The sequence below is a fragment of the Halomonas tibetensis genome (assembly GCF_042643535.1).
GTDB classification, from domain to species: Bacteria; Pseudomonadota; Gammaproteobacteria; order Pseudomonadales; family Halomonadaceae; genus Halomonas; species Halomonas tibetensis.
Window position 1 is genome coordinate 113,219 of the sequence record NZ_JBHRSQ010000008.1, and the last position, 20,507, is coordinate 133,725.

The 20,507-nt window shown below is 63.5% G+C and carries 20 protein-coding genes and 1 tRNA gene; 8 read left to right on the top strand and 13 right to left on the bottom strand.

The genetic code is table 11. From position 1 onward, the window contains the following. Positions 1-53: 53 nt before the first annotated feature. The 3 genes from ACFODV_RS05585 to ACFODV_RS05595 all read right to left on the bottom strand — a co-directional run bounded on the left by ACFODV_RS05585 (position 54) and on the right by ACFODV_RS05595 (position 3,448). Positions 54-1,919, bottom strand: coding sequence for a hypothetical protein (locus ACFODV_RS05585; protein WP_379755910.1), 1,866 nt, complete (start codon positions 1,917-1,919; stop codon positions 54-56). A gap of 189 nt (positions 1,920-2,108) precedes the next feature. Further along, a complete protein-coding gene (locus ACFODV_RS05590) occupies positions 2,109-3,149 on the bottom strand; it encodes an alpha/beta hydrolase (RefSeq protein WP_379755913.1) in 1,041 nt (346 codons plus the stop codon). After that, a complete protein-coding gene (locus tag ACFODV_RS05595) occupies positions 3,146-3,448 on the bottom strand; it encodes a winged helix-turn-helix domain-containing protein (protein ID WP_379755916.1) in 303 nt (100 codons plus the stop codon). The genes ACFODV_RS05590 and ACFODV_RS05595 overlap by 4 nt, the downstream gene beginning before the upstream one ends. A 14-nt stretch (positions 3,449-3,462) precedes the next feature. On the opposite strand from ACFODV_RS05595, the gene ACFODV_RS05600 reads away from it, so the two are divergent. Then, positions 3,463-3,876 carry a CocE/NonD family hydrolase C-terminal non-catalytic domain-containing protein gene (locus ACFODV_RS05600; protein ID WP_379755919.1) on the top strand — a complete coding sequence of 138 codons (414 nt, stop codon included), beginning with the start codon at positions 3,463-3,465 and terminating at the stop codon, positions 3,874-3,876. 10 nt (positions 3,877-3,886) lie between these two features. Here ACFODV_RS05600 and ACFODV_RS05605 read toward each other — a convergent pair. Further along, a tRNA-Leu gene (locus ACFODV_RS05605) sits at positions 3,887-3,971 on the bottom strand. Positions 3,972-4,105: 134 nt separating this feature from the next. Beyond that, positions 4,106-5,218, bottom strand: a complete 1,113-nt coding sequence (gene bioB, locus ACFODV_RS05610) for a biotin synthase BioB (RefSeq protein WP_379755922.1) — start codon at positions 5,216-5,218, stop codon at positions 4,106-4,108. Between the two features lie 13 nt (positions 5,219-5,231). Between bioB and ACFODV_RS05615 the strand changes: the two genes are divergently transcribed. Together ACFODV_RS05615 and ACFODV_RS05620 are read left to right on the top strand one after the other, a co-directional pair. Further along, the gene (locus tag ACFODV_RS05615) at positions 5,232-6,005 is read left to right on the top strand and encodes a ComF family protein (RefSeq protein ID WP_379755925.1); all 774 of its coding nucleotides are present in this window, start codon (positions 5,232-5,234) and stop codon (positions 6,003-6,005) included. 141 nt (positions 6,006-6,146) lie between these two features. Continuing rightward, complete coding sequence (locus ACFODV_RS05620; RefSeq protein WP_379755928.1) at positions 6,147-7,133, top strand: serine/threonine protein kinase; 987 nt, start codon at positions 6,147-6,149, stop codon at positions 7,131-7,133. An 81-nt stretch (positions 7,134-7,214) separates the two neighbouring features. Here the strand turns inward: ACFODV_RS05620 and ACFODV_RS05625 are convergent, their stop codons facing one another. After that, on the bottom strand, positions 7,215-7,742 hold the full coding sequence (locus ACFODV_RS05625; protein ID WP_379755931.1) for a hypothetical protein: 528 nt from the start codon (positions 7,740-7,742) through the stop codon (positions 7,215-7,217). A gap of 228 nt (positions 7,743-7,970) precedes the next feature. Between ACFODV_RS05625 and folE the strand changes: the two genes are divergently transcribed. The 4 genes from folE (at position 7,971) to ACFODV_RS05645 (ending at position 11,028) form a co-directional block, all read left to right on the top strand. Further along, entirely contained in the window at positions 7,971-8,528 is a 558-nt protein-coding gene (folE, locus tag ACFODV_RS05630; protein WP_379755934.1) for a GTP cyclohydrolase I FolE, read from the top strand. Between the two features lie 25 nt (positions 8,529-8,553). Next, positions 8,554-8,964 (top strand): dihydroneopterin triphosphate 2'-epimerase, encoded by a 411-nt coding sequence (gene folX, locus ACFODV_RS05635; RefSeq protein WP_379755937.1) that lies wholly within the window; start codon positions 8,554-8,556, stop codon positions 8,962-8,964. 103 nt (positions 8,965-9,067) lie between these two features. Next, positions 9,068-9,421: a hypothetical protein gene (locus ACFODV_RS05640; RefSeq protein WP_379755940.1), complete on the top strand. Its 354-nt coding sequence runs from the start codon at positions 9,068-9,070 to the stop codon at positions 9,419-9,421. A 149-nt stretch (positions 9,422-9,570) separates the two neighbouring features. Then, positions 9,571-11,028, top strand: a complete 1,458-nt coding sequence (locus ACFODV_RS05645; RefSeq protein ID WP_379755943.1) for an NAD-dependent succinate-semialdehyde dehydrogenase — start codon at positions 9,571-9,573, stop codon at positions 11,026-11,028. Positions 11,029-11,141: 113 nt separating this feature from the next. Here ACFODV_RS05645 and purH read toward each other — a convergent pair whose 3' ends face one another. From purH to dsbD, 7 genes are all read right to left on the bottom strand, one after another. Further along, positions 11,142-12,722 carry a bifunctional phosphoribosylaminoimidazolecarboxamide formyltransferase/IMP cyclohydrolase gene (gene purH, locus ACFODV_RS05650; RefSeq protein ID WP_379755946.1) on the bottom strand — a complete coding sequence of 527 codons (1,581 nt, stop codon included), beginning with the start codon at positions 12,720-12,722 and terminating at the stop codon, positions 11,142-11,144. Positions 12,723-12,815: 93 nt separating this feature from the next. Beyond that, positions 12,816-13,148, bottom strand: coding sequence for a DNA-binding transcriptional regulator Fis (gene fis, locus ACFODV_RS05655; protein WP_379755949.1), 333 nt, complete (start codon positions 13,146-13,148; stop codon positions 12,816-12,818). After that, on the bottom strand, positions 13,145-14,200 hold the full coding sequence (dusB, locus tag ACFODV_RS05660) for a tRNA dihydrouridine synthase DusB (RefSeq protein ID WP_379755952.1): 1,056 nt from the start codon (positions 14,198-14,200) through the stop codon (positions 13,145-13,147). Before dusB ends, fis begins: the two co-directional genes overlap by 4 nt. 78 nt (positions 14,201-14,278) lie before the next feature. Then, on the bottom strand, positions 14,279-15,199 hold the full coding sequence (prmA, locus tag ACFODV_RS05665; protein ID WP_379755955.1) for a 50S ribosomal protein L11 methyltransferase: 921 nt from the start codon (positions 15,197-15,199) through the stop codon (positions 14,279-14,281). 77 nt (positions 15,200-15,276) lie between these two features. Next, a complete protein-coding gene (accC, locus tag ACFODV_RS05670; protein WP_379755958.1) occupies positions 15,277-16,620 on the bottom strand; it encodes an acetyl-CoA carboxylase biotin carboxylase subunit in 1,344 nt (447 codons plus the stop codon). A 43-nt stretch (positions 16,621-16,663) separates the two neighbouring features. Beyond that, the gene (accB, locus tag ACFODV_RS05675; RefSeq protein ID WP_379755960.1) at positions 16,664-17,122 is read right to left on the bottom strand and encodes an acetyl-CoA carboxylase biotin carboxyl carrier protein; all 459 of its coding nucleotides are present in this window, start codon (positions 17,120-17,122) and stop codon (positions 16,664-16,666) included. A gap of 239 nt (positions 17,123-17,361) precedes the next feature. Further along, positions 17,362-19,218 (bottom strand): protein-disulfide reductase DsbD, encoded by a 1,857-nt coding sequence (gene dsbD / locus ACFODV_RS05680; RefSeq protein ID WP_379755963.1) that lies wholly within the window; start codon positions 19,216-19,218, stop codon positions 17,362-17,364. 213 nt (positions 19,219-19,431) lie between these two features. Here dsbD and ACFODV_RS05685 point away from each other — a divergent pair, with 213 nt between their 5' ends. Beyond that, positions 19,432-20,487 (top strand): DUF2333 family protein, encoded by a 1,056-nt coding sequence (locus ACFODV_RS05685; RefSeq protein WP_379755966.1) that lies wholly within the window; start codon positions 19,432-19,434, stop codon positions 20,485-20,487. The last annotated feature ends 20 nt before the right edge of the window (positions 20,488-20,507 follow it).

The window sequence follows — 20,507 nt, forward strand, 5'->3', positions numbered from 1 at the left end:
GCTGTCGCTCGGTTTCGAGCGATCTTGTCGAGCGTGACTACCGGGTATCTGGGTTAGCGCCCCGATGCCCAGCTATTACGGGCCAACGTCATGGCCCTATCCACTTCATCGCTTGGAATAATGGTCGTCTCACCCTTTTCTAAAGGGTCATAATGAAAGACATACAGACGAGATGCAAATTGGGCAACCGGAAGCGAGGCTTCGCCATAGAGTTCGCCATTACCTTGGGTCGAGGTGACGATGTCCTGCCCCCAATCCTGTCCGCTGTCGTTGTTGGGGTTGAAGAAATACACTCGCATGACCTGGCTGGGATCGAGCGCAAGACGCTGGATCGTGATGGCATGCCAGCCTAGAAAACGTGTGGCGCTATCGGTCACGGCAATCCCCGCAGGCTGCGGATTTATTACCGGAATGTTGCCGTTATAGAAGGGGTGATACGCCGCATAGAAGTCACGGATAAAACCTTCGAAGTCCTTCAATCCGCCGGTAAATACATCGACCGCAATGCGGAACCCATGGCCTACATGATCACCATGGAATTCGGCGTTGACCCACTTGTGCGGGTCTTCGCCGCGGCCGATACTTCGGCGCCCCATTTCGAAGTAAACCCGATCGAGATGTGGCACGGTCAATAGCGAAACAGCATCGACATCCACGGGGGGTTCGGTCGCCAGGCCAGTCCGGAGCTCACGCGAGGAAATACTGTTGCCTTCGAAGCGCATGACCACTTCATCGTCGCGCGCCGCCCAGGCGACGACCCGCAGCAGTTCCGCCGGGGTATTGTAGGCCCACATGGAGAGGGCACGCGTCGACTGGCACGTGGGGTAGTTGCCTTGACCCACTCCTAGCGGTCGACCAAGCACATTGAGAACGTCGGCAAGCAGAAAACACGCCGGCGACCGCCGGTTCCCGAAGACAGCAGCAATCTTCTTTGCCGCGGCATCACATAGCGAGAGCCTCAGCTGTCGCCACAGCGAGGGAGCTACCGGGGGCGAGTACAGAATACCTCGTTCAAGCATCATGGCGAGCCCATAAGCGGCCTGACTGGTTTCGGGAAACAGCGCCTCATCGATCAAGGTGTGGATCAGCGCGGGGTAGCAGTGAAAGGCATCTGCCCCCGTCTGGCTTAACCCCAGTGCGGTGGGGATCAGCGCATTCCATCGGATTCTCAGGTAACGGATAAATCCCGGCATGTAGGGGGAAACCAGGCCGGTACTATGCATGGCCTGGGCGAAGGCAATGGCTTCCTGCAACAGGGTCGCATCGTCCATGCTCGCCAGTCGCTCGGCGTAGACATCGAGGCCGGGGTCCTCGCGGCAGCCTGCGGTGGGGCCGAAGACGGCATCGACGAGTTGGCGAGCATCCTCGCTGGCCTCTCCCACCAGGGTATCCGGCGAGTTCAAGCACGCGGCGATCTGGGTCACCATATGCTTGACGCCACCGACCTGAACGGGGCGCTGTGCCAGGATCCGCCAGACTTCTGCCACCAAATGCTCCAGAAGATTCTGGTAGCCCAAGTGCTCGAGCAGGTAGTGGTAGAGATTCTGGACGGCATAACCCAGCCGGTCAGGTCGCAGCCGGTCGCTTTCCTGGAGGTCGCTGACCACGATATCAAGGTTCATGGCCATCACCTGCGCGAGGAAGTGATTGGCATGTTCCGCCGAGACCGATGGGTGCGAGTAGTCGCCCTTGGCAACGGCCAGCAGGCGAATCTGGCTCAGACTCTCGACCAGGGTGGCGATGGGGTCACCATGGCGCACGGTACGCACGGCGAGCGAAGGGACCAGCGTCTGGGGATAGTCCCAGTCGCTACCGCCAAAGAAGCCCGCGGCTTCGATCGCCGGAATACGGGCGTAAAGCATTTCAAGCCAGCTGGCATCGAACATCAAGGGGCGCGCAGCGTCGATGACCTCGAACACGGGCGAGACTTTTGCCACGGCGTTCGCGGCGGCAAGCCGCTCGATAGCGGCATCGAGCTGTGTCAGCAGCTGGCCAGAACTGGCGTCATCGTGGGGGTCGGATTCGTATGGATTGGGGCTCATCAGCGCAATGTCTGTCCTATCTCGATACATGTCAATCACATTTGCAGAAGCTAGTCGGTGCTAGCCTCAGCGGCAGAGGGTGCCCCGAGCCTGGTCTCGGTTTTGCTCGTGGCCGGAGGGCAGGTCGGCGCTCGGGTCGAGCAGCCAGGCGGTGAGGTCGGCTTCGGTGCGCTCGCGCTGCGTATAGCGGGTCAGCATATGGTAGCCGTCAGGATAAAGGGCCAGGCGCCAGCCGGGGGTATCATTGCCATACTCTGGCAGCCGTTCGAGCAGCGCGCAGATTGCCTCGGGTGGGATCACATGGTCCTCGTCGCCGTAAAGGATCAGCGCCGGGGCGGGCAAGTCGCGGGCGGCCTCCAGGGCCAGGTCCATGGTCACGCTGACGCCGTGCAGGGTGTCGACCCGGGCCCGGCGCAGGATGAGCGGATCATGGGCCAGGCGCGCCTTGATCTCGGGATCGTCGGTGGGTTCGATGCCCAGCCGGCGCAGCGTGTTCGATGAGAAGCTGACCGAGGGAATCAGCCGAATCCCCAGCCAGAGGCCGGCACGCTGGTACCAGGGCATGGCGTCGAGGCCCCATACGGCAGGGGCAATCAACACGCTGCCGGCCACCGGCGGCGGGTCCTCTTCCAGGGTGAGCAGTACCACCGCGGCGCCCATGCTCTTGCCCACCAGATAGAGGGGCGTTTCGGGATAGCGGGCCTGGAGCAGCGTGACCAGGTGGCGAACGTCGTCCACCAGTCGTTCGTGACCGGGCCAGATCCGCCGCTGGGCGGTCAGGCCGAAGCCTCGCTGATCATGGGCATAGGTCGCGATACCGTGAGGTGTCAGCGCCTCGGCCATGACGTCGAAGCTTCCGCCATGGTCGTTGAAGCCGTGCACGGCCAACACCAGAGCGCGGGGCTCGTGGTGACGCTCATCGTTGGCGGGCCAGTGGCGTAGCGGCAGCCGGTAGCCGTCCTCTGCCACTGCCCAGTCAGGCTCCAGTCGGACGGCCTCGGGTCCTGGCCCGGGCTGTTGCTGCACCGCCTGGGCGCAGCCGGCCAGGCTCACCGTCAGCAGCAGCCCCGCCAACGCACGCGCGATGCCATTGCCAAGGCGTCTCACGCCATCTCCGGATAGCCCAGGGCTTGCCTCAGCCGGTCGGCATGGGCCGCCACCCAGCGCGGGTCGATGGGGCCCCAGTCGCGGATCACGTAGCGCCCGATATTGTGACGCTCCCCCTCGTCGCGCTCGAACTCGCAGACGATATCCAGCTCGGCCAGCGCCGCCAGGGTGTCCTGGGCGGTGCGGCGCGGCATGCCGGTAGCCGCTGTGATGGCAGGCACGCTGGCAGTGCCCCCCGCCACCAGGTGGGCGACGTAGAGGCGGCGGTAGAAACTGGACTGGGTCTTGCTCAGGGACATGCGGCGTATCCTTCGTGCTGCAGGCCGACGGGATCGTTGAGTCGAGGTGGAGGCACTGGAAAGTCTACCGGCAGCAATGGGTTTGCGTGCAGCTCAACGATGTGGATCAGGTATTTCCCCGCGGTCATCGGCTAAGGCTCTTGCTCTCCACGTCCTATTGGCCCCTGGCCTGGGCGCCCCCCGAGGACGTGCGTCTGACGCTCTTCGACAAGGGCAGCGCCCTGCACCTGCCGGTACGTCCATCGCGCGACGAGGATGATCGATTGCCTGGTTTTGCGGAGCCGGAGGTCGCGGCGTCCATCGACATCAAAGGTACGCAGGATGTTCATCATCGAGTGAGACAAGCGGTCAATCGGATGGGTCACAATCCAGGCACAGCCGATAATCAAGTGCGTCGGCTAGATGAAGCAAGAAGGGAGAAAGGCTAATGAAATCAAATGGTGCGGATGAGAGGACTTGAACCTCCACGCCCGAAGGCACCAGGACCTAAACCTGGCGTGTCTACCAATTCCACCACATCCGCACGGACTAGCAGGCGTCAACATTTTACGGATATTGACTCGGAAGTCAATGAGCATCGAGAAGTCCCTGGTCATTGCCGCTGCGGCGAACCTGGGGTCGGGGAGGCGAGTCGCGAGGACAAATCGATGCTCAAGCTCAGGCGCCGCTGACGTCGTAGGTCAGCTCGGTGGCCAGTGCTGCGGCCTGCTGCGCTGCCTGACGCGAGAGATCGGTCTCGACGATGGCCTGGGCGCGGTCGTCATCGACACAGGTGTCCCTCTGCTCCGGGTGCAGGCCGAGCTTGGCAAATAGCGCCCGGTCGCGCTCGGCCTGGGGGTTGGCGGTGGTCAGCAGCCGTTCGCCATAGAAAATAGAGTTGGCCCCGGCCAGGAAGGCCAGTGCCTGGGTGGACTCGTTCATATGCTCGCGGCCAGCGGAGAGCCTCACGTGGCTCGTTGGCATCAGGATGCGTGCCACGGCGATGGCGCGGATGAACTCGACCGGGTCAAGGTCCTCCACGTGCTCGAGGGGAGTGCCCGGTATCTTGACGAGCATGTTGATCGGCACTGATTCCGGGTGCGGTTCGAGCCGCACCAGCTGCTGGAGCAGGGCGGCGCGGTCCCGGGGTGCTTCGCCCATGCCAAGGATCCCGCCGGAGCATACCTTCATGCCCGCCTCGCGCACATGGCCCAGGGTCTCCAGGCGGTCGGCGTAGGTGCGGGTGGTGATGATCTCACTGTAGAACTCAGGCGAGGTGTCGAGGTTGTGGTTGTAGTAGTCGAGCCCGGCCTCGGCGAGTCGGCCCGCCTGGTCGTTGTCCACCATGCCCAGGGTCATGCAGGTCTCGAGCCCCAGCGCCTTGACCCGCCGTACCATCTCCAACACCGCGCCGAGGTCCTTATCCCGCGGGCTTTTCCAGGCCGCCCCCATGCAGAAGCGGCTGGCACCTGCCTCCCTGGCGGCGAGGGCCTGCTCCACCACCTTTTCGATCTCGAGCAGCTTCTCCTTGCCGAGTCCGGTGTTGTAGTGGCCGGACTGGGGGCAGTATTTGCAATCCTCCGGGCACGCGCCGGTCTTGATCGACAGCAGGGTGGAGACCTGTACGGCATTGGGGTCGAAGTGGGTGCGGTGGACACGCTGAGCGTGGAACAGCAGGTCGTTGAAGGGCAGGGCGAAGAGCGCCTCGATCTCGTCGATGGCCCAGTCGTGGCGCGCCTGGGCACTGGCGGCTAGGGTAAAGGAATCGGCGGTTGAGGTCGCATCCGGCATAGGGGGCTCGCTTATGGTAAACTTTGATGTCATAGACAAGTTGACGGGAAGCCTATCCCAGTGGCGGGTTTTGTCAACCCGAGTGAGCATAAAAGTTGACCATTTTCTCCGCCGTCAGCTGCCCGGACGCTGTGTTTTCTGTCTGGGGATAACCGACAGGGAGCGCCCCTGGTGCAAGGACTGCTTCGTCGCGCTGCCCTGGAACCTGCCGGCCTGTCCGCGATGTGCAGAGCCCTTGCCCGGGCGGCCCGAGGCGAGGCTATGTGGCCGCTGCCTGCGCCACCCGCCGTCCTTCGAATGCAGCCGAGTGCCGCTGCGCTACGAGCAGGAGGTGGCTCGTCTGGTGCAGCGCTTCAAGTTCGAGGCCTCACCCCGGGCCGGGGCGGTGTTGCTGGCGCTGCTGGAAGCCGGACTGCCCGAGACGGCGCTGGCCTGGCCGGAAGCGCTCGTGCCGGTGCCGCTGCATCCCCGGCGCGCACGGGAACGCGGCTTCGACCAGGGAGAGTGGCTGGCGCGGCGTCTGGCTCGCCGTCTCGAATTGCCGCTGGTGCGGGCTCAGCGTCGCCGCGATACGCCGACCCAGCGTGGGCTGGACCGCGACGAGCGGCGCCGTAATCTGAGTGGCGCCTTCGTGATCGAGGCGGCGCTACCGCAACGGGTGGTGCTGGTGGACGACGTGATGACGACAGGAGCGACTCTGGGGTCCCTGGCCGTGGCCTGCCTTGCGGCCGGCGCTGGAGAGGTCGAGGCTTGGGCGATAGCGCGTACGCCGCTGCAGGAAAGCTGACGTAGGGCTCTCGCCGTTACGAAAAGCGAGGGAGGCTTGCGCGTTTCCGACAGATCAGCCCGAGCGTTGGACGCTATCGGCAATAGCCTTGAAAGCCGACGGCTCTGTTAGCATGTGGGTTTTACTGCCGGGACTGTCCCAATGGAAATTTCGCCTCATCCCTTTGCCACCCTCTCTCCCGCTCGGGTGGTGGCGGCGGTGGAATCGCTGGGCTTCTGGCTGCCGGGTGAACCCTTTACCCTCAACAGTTACGAGAATCGGGTCTATTTGGTGCATGACGAGGATCGTCGACGCTGGGTGGTAAAGTTTTACCGCCCGGAGCGCTGGAGCGATGAGCGGATTCAGGAGGAGCACGATTTCCTGGCCGAGCTGGTGGCGGCCGGTGTGGCGGTGGCGGCTCCCTGGCGCGATGCCGAGGGCACAAGCCTTCATCGTGCGGAGGGCTTTCGCTTCTCGCTTTTTCCCTGCCTGCCTGGCCAGGCCCCGGAACTGGAGAACCCGGCGCATCTTTTTGCCCTCGGCGAACTGATCGGCGCCGTTCATGCCGTGGGCGAGCGCGGCTGTTTTGTTCATCGTGGCGCCATGGACTTGGATGAGATGGTTCGAGAGGCACGTGAGCGAGTGCTAGCCAGTTCCTGGCTAGGTCGTCGTCAGCGTGATGCCTATGCGCGTATCACCGATGCGCTCCACGAACGGCTGGCAGATTCCGCCTGGCCCGCCGATCGGGCGATCCGCGTCCACGGCGACTGCCATATCGGCAATATCCTGGGGCGCGACGAGCACTTTGCGCTGGTGGACTTCGATGACTGTCTGATGGCTCCGGCAGTACAGGATCTGTGGATGCTGATTACCGCGGACCAGCCCGAGGAGCGCCACATGCAACTATCGGAGGTGATGGAAGGGTATGAGGAGCAGCGCGATTTTGACCGCAGTGAGCTTTCCTTGATGGAGCCCCTGCGCGCCTTACGTTTGTTGCGCCACAGCGCCTGGTTGGTGGCTCGCTGGGAGGATCCGGCCTTTCCAGCAGCGTTTCCCTGGCTGGCCGATGAGGGCTACTGGGACGGTCAGATCCGCTCACTGGAGCAGCAAAGACAGATACTGGAGCGTGATCCTCGCTGGCTGTCCTGACCCTTGAAAACCGGGTTGCCAAGGCCCCCTCGGAGGGGGCTTTGACAACGGGGAACACTGCGACGTCTGGTCGTGAAACAGTTATTCGGTGGGGGACGGGGCGGCAGCTTCGCCATCATCGAGCTGACGACGCTGAATATTGATCTGCTCGGAAGTATTTTCCTGCTCTTCGATGACCAGGTCACTTGCCAGGCGCAGTTCGAAGATTTGCTCGGGGGTAATCTCGCAGCGTGAGCCTTCGCAGGCGGCAATGCCGAAGCTGCCATCTTCATCATAAGCTGCCGCCGAGATGTCACCGCTGTAGATCTCACTCTCACTGCCTTGGGTCGCGATACAGGTCACGGATTTGGTTGTGATGCGCACTCGCTCTCCATCGATCAGAGCATCGCCCACCATGACGCAGTGGCTCGGAAGTTCGTGGGAACCCTGGGCGCTGGCGGCCGGGCGTATCAAGATATCGTCGAGACGTGATTCGTTCTCATTCAGGAAAAGCGAATCGATCACCTGTACTTGGAGACGTGTCTCAGTGGGCAATTCCAGGGTCGCGGCCAGCGCCAGAGACGGAGTGAACAGGGCGGCCAGCAGCAGAATCGTAGGTGTCTTGGTCATGTCGAGCTCTCGGCAGAAGTCGTGCACTGCATGGAAGGGACGATTTTAGCACAGGGGAGAAGAGCCCTCCTGTTCACAGGGTCTGCAGGGTGCGTCAGGTTGTCACGTGACGGACCTGCGCCGCCGTGCAGCTTGCGCTAGAATGCGAAGTCAAGACAAACTAGGTTGTACATAATCGATTTCATGTATATCTTCTGTACATGTAAAACGACCAGGATGGGCCCGACGATGACCGAAGAAATCGCCAACCACTACCGGCAGATACTGATTGCTCTCGGCGAGAATCCGGAAAGAGAGGGCCTGCGTGATACGCCCAAGCGTGCTGCCAAGGCTATGCAATTCTTGAACCATGGGTACCTGCAGTCTCTGGAAGAGATTGTCAACGGTGCGGTATTTGAGTCCGAAACCGATGAGATAGTGCTTGTCAAGGATATTGAACTCTACTCCATGTGCGAACACCATCTGCTACCTTTCATCGGCAAGTGTCACATCGGCTATCTGCCCAGCGGCAAGGTATTGGGTCTTTCCAAGTTCGCGCGCATTGTCGACATGTTTGCTCGCCGCATGCAGATACAGGAAAACCTGACTCGCCAGATCGCTGAAGCGGTGCAGCAGGTGACCGACGCCCGAGGCGTAGCGGTGGTGGTGGAGGCCAAACACCTCTGCATGATGATGCGGGGAGTAGAAAAGCAGAATTCGAGCATGACGTCCTCGGTCATGTTGGGCGCCTTCCGCGACAACCCTTCCACTCGTCACGAGTTCCTGACCCTGGTCAACGGACGCTGAGGCTATCACGCCAAGGAGAAAGGCCATGCCGATGCACGCCATCGATGATCAGCACTTCGATCATGATCTGGCCACCATTCGTATCAAGAACCTTCGCCTGCGCACCCATATAGGGATCAAGGAGGAGGAGATAAAGAATCGCCAGGACGTGATAATCAATGTGGTGATTCGCTATCATGCCGACAAGGCGGTGGTCTTCAACCATATTGAACAGGCCCTCAACTACCGCACCATTACCAAAGAGGTGATTGCCCATGTGGAGGGTAACCGTTTCTTGCTGCTCGAACGAATGACCCGAGAAGTCCTTGACCTCATCATGGGGCATGAACCTGTGCTTACGGCCCAGGTGGAGATCGACAAGCCCCATGCGCTTCGTTTTGCCGACTCGGTTTCGATTACCCTGTCCGCCAGCCGTGAGCCACGTCGCAACGCTTGAACGACCAACGGTGAGCTTTCGTGAGGCCCCGTCGCTTTGAGTGGCGGGGTTTTTGCGCTTAGCATATGACTGGCCTCATCACATTGATCGATCGGGAGTCATCTTGAACGTCGATAATCAAACCCCGACGCCTGCCCGGCGCCGCTATTCCCCTTGGGCCATGGGTGCCATGGTCGGAGCCTTATTTGCCTTGTTGTTTCAGGGGGCATTGGTCCCCCTCAACATGGCTGTCGCGGTCATGGCACTGATCGGTCTTCGCCAGATTCGCCGCGATCCATCTCGTTACATTGGCCGCGCCTTCTGCTGGCTGGCCATCGCTCTGGTGCTGATCCTCGCCTTGATGACCGCCATGCTGGAGCCGCCTGCCCAGTTCACGACGTCTGATGAAGAGCAGCGGATGTCCAATGAAGCGCCGATGGTGCCTGCGGAAGACGAAAACGCCATTGACGAACTCTGATGACGAACTCTGATGACGAACTCTGATGACGAACTCTCATAGAGACATAGCGCAGGCCAGCCAAGGTCCCGTATCCTAGAATCTGCCTTGCCAACTGGCCGCGCCCTGCCGCCTTTATAACAACACCGCCTTGCCCCTAGGAGATCCCCATGGAAGCCCTCAAGGAAACTCAGCTCTACTGCCCTTTTGCCTATATCGACGGCAGCTGGGTCGCCGCCGATAGCGGCGAGCAGATCCAGGTGCTCAATCCGGCTACCGGCAAGCCCATGGGCGATGTGCCGCGTCTGGGGCGCGCCGAGACCGAGCGTGCCATTCAGGCCGCCCATGCCGCCCTGCCGGCCTGGAAGGCGTTGACCGCTCAGGAGCGGGCCGACATTTTGATGAAGTGGCACGACTTGATGCTCGAGCATCAGAACGACTTGGCCATGATCATGACCTTTGAGCAGGGTAAGCCGCTCAAGGAGGCGGCCGGCGAGATTGCCTACGCAGCAAGCTTCCTGCGCTGGTTCGCCGAGGAGGCCAGGCGTGTTTATGGCGAGACCATCCCAGCTGCCAAGCCCAACCAGCGTCTTCTTGTCACCAAACAGCCGGTGGGCGTGGTTGGAGCCATTACCCCCTGGAACTTCCCGGCGGCGATGATTACCCGAAAGGCGGGTGCCGCGTTGGCGGCCGGCTGCACCATTGTGTGCAAGCCGGCCAGCCAGACCCCTTTCTCCGCCACGGCGCTGGCGCTGCTGGCCGAGCGCGCCGGGGTCCCCCGCGGTGTCTTCAACGTGGTCCCCGGCCGTGCCAGCGAGATCGCTGCGGCCATGACCGAGTCCCCGCTAGTCCGTAAGATTACCTTCACCGGCTCCACTGAGGTGGGTCGCGAGCTGATGGCCAATGCCGCCCAGCATATCCAGAAGATCTCCCTGGAGCTTGGTGGCAACGCGCCCTTTATCGTCTTCGAGGATGCCGACCTGGACGCGGCGGTGGAAGGTGCCATGGCCGCCAAGTTTCGCAATGCCGGTCAGACATGCGTCTGTACCAATCGCTTCCTGGTTCAGTCCAGCGTGGTCAATGCTTTCTGCGAAAAGCTCGCGGTGGCCATGCACAGCGAACTCAAGGTGGGCGACGGCACCAAGCCCGGTATCAATATCGGCCCGCTGATCGACGACAACGCGGTGGCCAAGGTTAGCGAGCATGTTCAGGATGCCGTGGACAAGGGCGCCGAGTTGCTGATGGGCGGCCATCCGCACCCCCTGGGTGGCAGTTTCTTTACCCCGACCCTGATCAGCTTCGCCAATGCCAGCATGAAGGTAGCCAAGGAGGAGACCTTCGGTCCGCTGGCAGCGGTTTTCCCCTTCGACGACGAGGAGAGCGCGGTGGAGATGGCCAATGATACCGAGTATGGCCTCGCTGCCTACTTCTACTCTCGGGACCTGGGCCGCGTTTGGCGCGTCGCCGATGCCCTGGAGTACGGTATGGTGGGTATCAATACCGGCATCATCTCCAATGCCGCCGCGCCTTTCGGCGGGGTCAAGGCGTCAGGCCTCGGCCGCGAGGGTGGCCACCAGGGCCTGGAGGAGTATCTCGAGACCAAGTACCTCTGCATCGACCTGGGCTGACAGCCATTTGGCCTGTTTTCCCCTTATAGGATGCGGGGTCAGGAACTGAAAAACCCGCCGAGGAGTATCTCCTCGGCGGGTTTTTTGTGGCTACTCACGCGGGGTCGCCGGCGTCAGTGGCGGAAGTGGCGCATGCCGGTGAATACCATGGCGATACCGGCTTCGTTGGCGGCGTCAATCACCTCCTGGTCGCGCATCGAGCCGCCAGGCTGGATGACGGCGGCGATGCCCGCGGCGGCGGCGGCATCGATGCCGTCACGGAAGGGGAAGAAAGCATCGCTGGCCATCACCGAGCCGGGCACCGAGAGGCCTTCATCGGCGGCCTTGATGCCGGCGATCTTCGCCGAGTAGACGCGGCTCATCTGGCCGGCACCCACGCCGATGGTCTGGCCATTCTTGGCATAGACGATGGCGTTGGACTTGACGTGCTTGGCTACCTTCCAGGCGAACGCCAGATCACGCAGCTCCTGCTCGGTAGGAACCCGCTCGCTGACCACGGTGAGGTCGTCGCGGCCTACCATGCCCAGGTCTCGGTCCTGCACCAGCAGGCCGCCGGTGATGCGCTTGAAGTCGTGGGCGCGCTCACGCTCACCGGGCCAGTGAGCGCCGACGTCGAGTAGACGCACGTTCTTCTTTTCGGCGACGATCTCGGCCGCCTCGGCCTCGACCCCGGGGGCGATGATCACCTCGACGAACTGGCGGTCGATGATGGCGCGGGCGGTCTCGGCCTCCAGCGGCACGTTGAAGGCGATGATGCCGCCGAAGGCGCTAGTGGGGTCGGTGGCAAAGGCCTTGTCGTAGGCCTCCAGGGCGCTGGCACCTACCGCCGCGCCACAGGGGTTGGCGTGCTTGACGATCACGCAGGCGGTGTCGGTGAAGGCCTTGACGCATTCGAAGGCGGCGTCGGTGTCGGCCACATTGTTGAATGAGAGCGCCTTGCCCTGCAGCTGGCTGGCGGTGGCTACGCTGGCCTCGCTGGCGCCGGCCTCGATATAGAAGGCCGCATTCTGATGCGGGTTCTCGCCATAGCGCATCGCTTGCTTCTTCTCGAATTGCAGGTTGTAGGTGCGTGGGAAGCCGTCCTCGCCGCCGGGGACTCGCTGGCCCAGGTAGTCGGCGATGGCGGCGTCGTAGCCGGCGGTGTGCTCGAAAGCCTTTACGGCCAGGTCGAAGCGGGTGGCATCAGACACCGCGCCTTCCTGGGCGTCGATCTCACCCAGTACCCGGGCGTAGTCGTCGACGTCTACCACGATGGTAGTGTGGGCATGGTTCTTGGCGCAGGCGCGCACCATGGTGGGGCCGCCAATATCGATGTTCTCGATGGCATCCTCGAGGGTGCAGTCGGGCCTGGCCACGGTCTGGGCGAAGGGGTAGAGGTTGACCACCACCATGTCGATGGGCGCGATATCGTGCTCGGCCATCACCGCGTCGTCCTGGCCCCGGCGACCGAGAATGCCGCCGTGGATCTTGGGGTGCAGGGTCTTGACTCGGCCGTCCATGATCTCCGGGAAGCCGGTGTGTTCAGACACCTCGGTGACGGCAATGTTGCTCTCCTGAAGTAGGCGGAAGGTGCCGCCGGTAGAGAGCAGTTCGACGCTACGTTTGCTGAGGCCGCGGGCGAAGTCGACGATGCCGGTCTTGTCCGAGACGCTGATCAGGGCGCGGCGGACCGGGGGGGGGGAGGCTTGAACCATGGGAGTCACTCTCTGCTGACGGGTGGGACGAAGAATCCGGTGGGCATGCGCTTGACATGCGGAAGGGAGCCCTCAGGCTGCCTTCGTGAACGTTCAGATCAGGTCGTACTGCTTGAGCTTCTTGCGCAGGGTGCCACGATTGAGGCCGAGCATTTCGGCGGCGCGGGTCTGGTTGCCCTGGGTGTGTTCGAGCACGGCGGCGAGCAGCGGTGCCTCGACTTCGGTCATCACCATGGCGAAGAGCCCGGTAACCTCGCCGCCATCGAGATGGGCAAAATAGCGGCGCATGGCGAGGTCCACCGCTTCGCGCAGCGGTCGCTGGCCAACGGATTCGTCGAGCGCCTGCGGGTGTTCGCCGTCCAACCCGGTGAGTTCCTGGTGGTGTCCAGGCATCTCGGGGTTCGGGGGAAAGGCTTGGCTGGTCATGCGGCTCGGATTCCTTTCGACGTCACGCTCTTCGGCGCATCGGCCAACGGACAGGCGTGACGAAAGCAGTCGTCGATGAAGCGATGTTGGGCGGTGGCGTTCTCGAGGCCGTTGAAGGTGGCCTTGAGTTCGCGCTCGGTCTCCGCCGTCAGGCGGTTGTCATCGGCTAGATACCAGCCAACGTGCTTGCGCGCGATGCGAACGCCCATGTGCTCACCATAAAAGTCGTGAAGGGCCGTGAGGTGGTCGCGCAGCGCGGCTGCGCGCTCATCATCGGCCGGGGGCGCCAGGCGCTCCCCATGGCGAAGATAGTGGTCGATCTCGCGGAAGATCCAAGGGTTGCCCTGGGCGCCGCGGCCCACCATCACCGCATCTGCCCCAGTATAGTCGAGGACGGCGGCAGCTTTCTCCGGCGAGTCGATGTCGCCGTTGGCGAATACCGGAATGCCCACCGCCGCCTTGATCGCGGCGATGGTGTCGTACTCGGCACTGCCGGTATAGCGCTGCTGGCGGTGGCGGCCGTGCACGGCCAATGCCTGTATGCCGGCGGCCTCGGCCAGGCGAGCGATGCGCAAGCCGTTATTGCTGTCGGCACACCAGCCGGTGCGGATCTTGAGGGTCACCGGCACGTCCACTGAGGCCACCACCGCCTCGAGGATCTCGGCCACCAGGGCCTCGTCGCGCAGCAGCGCGGAGCCTGCGGCCTTGTTGCATACCTTCTTGGCCGGGCAGCCCATGTTGATATCGATGATCTCGGCGCCCTGGTCGGCGTTGAGCCGCGCCGCCCTTGCCAGCATTTTGGCGTCACCACCGGCGATCTGCACGGTGCGAGGCCCGGGTTCGCCACGGTGGTCCATGCGCAGCTGCGACTTGCGTGTGTGCCACAGGCTGGAGTCCGAGGTCACCATCTCGCCCACCACCAGTCCGGCGCCCAGTCGCCGGCAAAGCTGGCGGAAGGGACGGTCGGTGACGCCGGCCATCGGCGCCAGGATCACCCGGTTGAGCAGGGGGTGATCTCCGATGCGAGGCAGGGGCGAGCGGGTATCGGGCATGATGGCGAACGACGCTGGCAAAGGGGGGACATATCATACGCCCCTGGTCGTATAGGGTGAAGTGGTGAAGGGTCGCGCCTAGGTCTCGGTCGGTCGGCGGCCGGTCAAACGTGCCCAGCCTTCGCTGATCATGGGCTCGTCCATGCGCAGGCCCTGGTCGCGGTAGGCGTCGAGCACCTCTTCGGCCTGGGCGGCGAGGATGCCGGAGAGTGCCAGGCGCCCGCCGGGGGCGAGGTGGCCGACGATCATCGGCGCCAGTTCGACCAGCGGGCCGGCGAGGATATTGGCCACGACGAAAGGGAAGGTCTCGGCGTCGTCGAGCTGCTCGGGGTAGCAGAGTCGGAAGTCTGCCTCGGCGATGTCGTTGCGCTCGGCGTTGTCGCGGCTGGCTTGAAGGGCCTGGGGGTCGATGTCGGTGCCTACCGCGCGGGCGGCGCCGAGTTTCAGGGCGGCGATGGCCAGAATGCCGGAGCCGGTCCCGATGTCCAACACGGATTGATTGTCGAGGGCCTCGGTAACCGAGAGACCGTCGAACCAGGCAAGGCACAGCGACGTGGTGGGGTGGGTGCCGGTTCCGAAGGCCAGGCCCGGATCCAGTTGCAGGTTCACCGCGCCTGGCACCGGCGGTTCGTGCCAGCTCGGTACGATCCATAGCCGCTCGCCCATTTGCATGGGTTGGAAGTCATCCATCCACTCACGTTCCCAGTCCCGGTCGGCGACCAGTTCTACTTCGATCTCGGGGCAGGACTCATCGGATAGCTCAGCGGCCCAGGCCTGCCGAACTCGGTCGAGCATGGCATCGACGCCCTCCAGGTCGTCATAGAGGCCGGTGAGCACCGTCTCGTTCCACAGCGGCGTGCTGCCGCGCTCTGGTTCGAACACCGGATCATCATGGGCGTCCTGAAGGGTGATGGCGGTGGCGCCCTCGTTGAGCAGCAGCTCCTCGAGCGTCTCAGCCTGTTCGGGGGGGATATGGGCCTTGAGTTGCAGCCAGGGCATGGGGATCTCCCGATGAGAAAGGGGCATCAACGCAAGCGGGGCGGCCAGGGCCGCCCCGCAGGCAATATATCGCGGGCCTAGAGACCCAGCTTCTTTTCCAGGTAGTGAATATTGACACCACCCTGCTGGAAGTAGCCGTCGCGCACTAGATCCTTGTGCAGGTCGATGTTGGTCTTGATGCCCTCTACCAGCAGCTCGTCCAGGGCGACCCGCATGCGGATCAGAGCGGTCTCACGGTTTGCGCCCCAGGTGATCAGCTTGCCGATCAGGGAGTCGTAGTGGGGCGGCACCGTGTAGCCGGTGTAGATGTGGGAGTCCATGCGCACCCCGAGACCGCCCGGTGGGTGGTAGAGGGTCACCTTGCCGGGGGAGGGCATGAAGGTACGTGCGTCCTCGGCGTTGATGCGGCACTCGAAGGCGTGGCCGGTAAGCTTGACGTCTTCCTGGGAGAGCGACAGCGGCAGTCCGGAGGCGATGCGCAGCTGCTCGCGGACGATATCGACGCCGGTCACCATCTCGGTGACCGGGTGTTCCACCTGCACGCGAGTGTTCATCTCGATGAAGAAGAACTTGCCGTCCTCGTAGAGGAACTCGAAAGTGCCGGCTCCGCGATAGCCGATGGTGATGCACGCCTGGCGACATGACTCTAGCACCTCGGCGCGAGCGTCTTCGTCGATGCCCGGCGCCGGCGCCTCCTCGATCACCTTCTGGTGGCGGCGCTGCAGGGAGCAGTCGCGGTCGTAGAGGTGGATGGCGTTGCCCTGACCGTCGGCCAGTACCTGAACCTCCACATGGCGGGGGTTCTCGAGGTACTTCTCCATGTAGACGGTGCCGTCGCCAAACGACGAGTGCGCCTCGGTGCGAGTCACATTGACCGCAGAGAGCAGATGCGCCTCGGTGTGCACTACACGCATGCCGCGACCGCCGCCCCCAGCCGCCGCCTTGATGATCACCGGGTAGCCGATGCGCCTTGCCACAGCGACGATCTCGCCCTCGTCATCTTCGGGCAACGGGCCATCGGAACCTGGCACCGTGGGCACGCCGGCCTTTTTCATCGATTCGATCGCGCTGACCTTGTCGCCCATCAGGCGAATGGTCTCTGGGCGCGGACCGATGAAGGCGAAACCGGAGCGTTCGACCTGTTCGGCGAAGTTGGCGTTCTCGGAAAGGAAGCCGTAGCCAGGGTGAATGGCGCTGGAATCGGTGACCTCCGCGGCGCTGATCAAGGCCGGGATGTTGAGATAGGACTGGGCTGAAGAGGCTGGGCCTATGCAGACGGCTTCGTCGGCTAGGCGCACGTGCATCAGCTCGCGATCGGCCTTGGAATGAACCGCCACCGTCTTGATGCCCAGCTCCTTGCAGGCGCGCAGAATGCGCAGGGCGATCTCGCCGCGATTGGCGATGAGTACCTTGTCCAGCATGAGGAATCCGCCAGTGTCAGGTGAATGAAAAAGCGCGGAGATCTTATCCGAGCACCAGCAGCGGCTGATCGAATTCCACCGGCTCGCCGTCGTCGACCAGGAAAGCCTCAACTACGCCATCGCGATCGGCCTCGATCTGGTTCATCATTTTCATGGCTTCGACGATGCACACGGTGTCGCCCTTCTTCACGCTGGAGCCTACTTCGATGAAGGGCTTGCCGCCCGGCGCCGGGCTCCGATAGAAGGTGCCTACCATGGGCGAGGTCACGGCCTGGCCCTGATAGCCTGGGCCTTCATCGGCCTCAGCGGGAGCAGGGCTGGCAGGCGCCACAGGGGCGAGCTGAGTCTGGGCGGCATAGCCTTGGGGCATGGTGGGCTGCCAGCTTGTGCCGTTGGGATGTCGGCTGATGCGTACCGACTCCTCGCCCTCTTGGATCTCGATTTCGCTGATGTTGGACTCTTCGAGCAGCTCGATCAGCTTCTTGACCTTGCGGATATCCATGACGTTGTCTCGATCGCTTGGGTGCTGTGAATAAGGCTGGCCGGGCGGCGCTGTCAACTCGGGCCAACTTGCCAGAGATCGCGGCAAGATGGCGTTTCTTGCCGCTCATATGGCATTGAAAGTAGATAGGCGCAGAGTTTGCCGAAAATCCGCAGGCATGTCCAGTGGCGTGGAGAACGCTGTTCGAAGCAGGGATTTGAACGGATGTTTGACGACGATCGCGCCGAAACCCGTGCCGGTCAGCTTTGCCTGTCGTCCAGCCAGTCGAGCACGCCTTCGAGATGAGAGGCCAGTCCGGGCGCCCGCACTTCTCCAAGGATACGCGCCTCGTGAAGCTCTTCGGTGCCCTGGAAGAACAGCAGGCTGGGCGGACCGAACAGGCCGAAATGGTCGAGCAATTCGCGGCTGACGCTTCCCGTGTCTGTCACGTCCACGTTGATGCGAGCGAAGGCCGAGAGGTGTCCGGCTACCCGCGGGTCGGGATAGACCTGACGCTCCATCTGCTTGCAGGAGATGCACCAGTCGGCGGTGAAATGAACGAAGGCGGGCCGGCCTTCACCCACCGAGGCCAGCGCCCGCTGCAGTTCATTGAGGCTCTCAACGGTGGTGATTTCGGCGGGCTCCACGGCGGCAGTGCCGCCGGAGCCACCCAGGTTGGCCAGGGGACGCATCGGATCGGTGGCGCCGCTGGCTGCGCCCAGCACCAGAGCCAGTGCCCAGGCCAGCAGCAGCAGGCCTGCGGCCTGTCGTGCCCGCGGCCATCCCTGAGGCAGGTTGACCGACATGGCGCCGAGGGCCAGGGCGCTGCCGATGGCCAGCGCCCCCCACAGCAGCAGCGACACCGCCGGGGGCAGCAGGCGTTCCACCAGCCAGACGGCCACGCCCAGCATCAGGATGCCGAAGGCGATCTTCACACCGTTCATCCAGGCGCCACTGCGCGGCAGCAGGGTGGTGCCGAAGGTGCCCACCAGCAGCAGCGGCAGGCCCATGCCGAGCCCAAGGGCGAGGAGTGCGGCGCCGCCCATCAAGGCGTTGCCGGTGGTGGAGATGAACACCAGTGCGCCGGCCAGGGGCGCGGAGACGCAGGGAGACACCACCAGCACCGACAGCGCTCCGGCCAGAGCTAGCCCCGCCGGGCCACTCTGCTGAGCGCGTGCCTGCCACGCGTCTATGCGCCCGGAAAGTCGGGATGACATGCGCAGCTCGAAGGCGCCGAACATGGCCAGAGCGAACAGGGTAAAGAGAATGGCAAAGGTGATCAGCACCGGCGCCGACTGCAGCCGTGCCTGAAGGTTGAGGCCGGCACCGAACAGGCCCATCAGCACCCCGACGACGGCGTAGGTCAGCGCCATGCCACCCACATAGCTGGCGGAAAGCGCAAAGGCGCGTGGGCGTGTGGCATTCTGGCCAACAATGATCGAGGAGAGGATCGGCACCATGGGCAGCACGCAGGGCGTGAAGGTCAACCCCAGGCCGGCCAGGAAGAACAGACCCAGTGCCAACGGTAGGCTGGCATCACTCATCAGGCGCTGGAAACGACCGTCTTCGCTCTGGAGAGCGGCCGGAGCCGCAGCGGTGCCACCGCCGCCGTCGCTCGAGCCTGTCGAGGCGCTGCCGTTACCACCGACCAGGGCGGCGAAGGCCTGAGGCGCGCTGCGTTCAGGCGCATCGAGGGCAACCCGCTCCGGGGGATAGCATAGGCCGGCGTCGGCGCAGCCCTGGAAGGTGACGGTGAGCGGAAAGACGCCGCTGGCACTCTCAACGAGGGGAACCTGGAAGACCACGTTGTCGCGGAAGACGTAGACGTCGCCGAGAAACTCGTCGCTGGTGAACTCTCCCTGGGGGATCGCGGGCTCGCCCAAAGCCACGGCGTCGGATTCGACGCTGAACTGATGGCGATAGAGGTAGTGTTCGGGGGTGACTTCGACTCCCACATACAGGGTTTCGCCATCGTGCCAGGCCTGGGGCTGAAAGGCCTCGAGGACCGGCAGGAAATCCCGGGAGTTGGACGATGAAAACCACTGTGCCTGGCTGGCAAGTGGCAGCAGCATCAGAACTAGCAGCAGGGCAAGGCGTCGGGCGATCAAGTTGGGCATCTTTATCCTTGCGGGTGTCGAGGCAAGCTCGGTCGTCAGACTCGTGGCCGGCGGAGCGGTTCCCCGTGTTTAGGCTGCCGGGGCGCTGGCGCTCTCAGTGGGTGTTAGGATATCGCAGAAGCATGCCGTTGTTGGCGTGCTGCGTTCCTCGGCGATGCGCCTCATTGTCGCATTGCCGAGGGCCAACGTTCATTACACAGGGATTATCACGTCATGGCCTGGAAAAGCTGGCGCGCCTCCCGGCGTCGCAGGAAGGAGGAGGCGCTGGAGCGCCCCCGGTATGGCTGGATCTGGAAGCCTGTGCTGGCGCTGGCGGGGCTCTACCTGCTGGTCAGCGTCGGTCTGGGAATCTGGTGGAGTCAGCCGCCGGCGCCCTTCGATGTGGAGCAGGCCACCCTGGATCGGCGCGGTGAGGCCGCCTATTTGCCAGGCGCGCGAGGCACAGTGACCGTTGCGACCCTGGCCACCAGCGTGGCGATATTGCTGGAGAAGCCGGGCGGCTACTTGCGCAACGACCTGGCGCCACCGGGAGTGTGGCTCGACAACATGCCCAGCTGGGAGCTGGGCGTGCTGGAATCTTCCCGGGGGCTCGCTCAGGCGCTGCCGCAGATGGCCGGTGGCGATAACGCGGATCTGGAAACGGCGCGAGAGGCATTGATGGGCGATGATCGCGACTGGTTCTATCCCGCCACCGAGCAACGGCTGGCGCAGTCGCTGGAGGCCCTGGATCGCCAGCTTTCTGCCTTGAACGATGAGGATGGGGGGTTCGCGCCCGGCGAGGGCCTTGCCGACTGGCTGGCGTCGCTGGTTGCCCGGCTGGATGATCTCGCCCTGCGGCTGGCAGCTAGCGTCGGCAGTCATGAGGCGCTGATTGAGCTCGCAGTGGATGCCGAGGCGCTGCCGCCAGGCACCCCCTGGCATCGTGTCGATAATATCTTTTTCGAGGCTCGTGGCACCGGCTGGGCCCTTTCGCAGCTGCTCGAGGGCGTGCAGCGCGACCAGGACGATGTATTGCGCGAGGCGGATGTGCTGGCCGAGTGGCAGGGTCTGCTGGCAGAGCTGGCGATGACCCAGCGTCAGCTATGGAGCCCGCTGGTGCTTAATGGCTCTGGCTTTGGGATCTTTGCCAACCACTCCCTCGTCATGGCACTGCATATGACCCGGGCACGAGATCTCGCCGCTCATCTGGCCGAGCGTCTCGCCGAACCGCCGTTGGCATCACCCGAGCCGGCGACCCCTGACGATGACCCCGTCGAGGCACCCGAGTAGCTATATTCGCGTTCCTTCCC

Coding starts and splice junctions, on each gene's coding strand:
- ACFODV_RS05595 (WP_379755916.1), bottom strand. CDS start 3,448: ATGTCCCTGAGCAAGACCCAGTCCAGTTTCTACCGCCGCCTCTACGTC.
- bioB (WP_379755922.1), bottom strand. CDS start 5,218: ATGCCGGATGCGACCTCAACCGCCGATTCCTTTACCCTAGCCGCCAGT.
- ACFODV_RS05615 (WP_379755925.1), top strand. CDS start 5,232: ATGGTAAACTTTGATGTCATAGACAAGTTGACGGGAAGCCTATCCCAG.
- ACFODV_RS05620 (WP_379755928.1), top strand. CDS start 6,147: ATGGAAATTTCGCCTCATCCCTTTGCCACCCTCTCTCCCGCTCGGGTG.
- ACFODV_RS05625 (WP_379755931.1), bottom strand. CDS start 7,742: ATGACCAAGACACCTACGATTCTGCTGCTGGCCGCCCTGTTCACTCCG.
- folE (WP_379755934.1), top strand. CDS start 7,971: ATGACCGAAGAAATCGCCAACCACTACCGGCAGATACTGATTGCTCTC.
- folX (WP_379755937.1), top strand. CDS start 8,554: ATGCCGATGCACGCCATCGATGATCAGCACTTCGATCATGATCTGGCC.
- ACFODV_RS05645 (WP_379755943.1), top strand. CDS start 9,571: ATGGAAGCCCTCAAGGAAACTCAGCTCTACTGCCCTTTTGCCTATATC.
- purH (WP_379755946.1), bottom strand. CDS start 12,722: ATGGTTCAAGCCTCCCCCCCCCCGGTCCGCCGCGCCCTGATCAGCGTC.
- fis (WP_379755949.1), bottom strand. CDS start 13,148: ATGACCAGCCAAGCCTTTCCCCCGAACCCCGAGATGCCTGGACACCAC.
- dusB (WP_379755952.1), bottom strand. CDS start 14,200: ATGCCCGATACCCGCTCGCCCCTGCCTCGCATCGGAGATCACCCCCTG.
- prmA (WP_379755955.1), bottom strand. CDS start 15,199: ATGCCCTGGCTGCAACTCAAGGCCCATATCCCCCCCGAACAGGCTGAG.
- accC (WP_379755958.1), bottom strand. CDS start 16,620: ATGCTGGACAAGGTACTCATCGCCAATCGCGGCGAGATCGCCCTGCGC.
- accB (WP_379755960.1), bottom strand. CDS start 17,122: ATGGATATCCGCAAGGTCAAGAAGCTGATCGAGCTGCTCGAAGAGTCC.
- dsbD (WP_379755963.1), bottom strand. CDS start 19,218: ATGCCCAACTTGATCGCCCGACGCCTTGCCCTGCTGCTAGTTCTGATG.
- ACFODV_RS05685 (WP_379755966.1), top strand. CDS start 19,432: ATGGCCTGGAAAAGCTGGCGCGCCTCCCGGCGTCGCAGGAAGGAGGAG.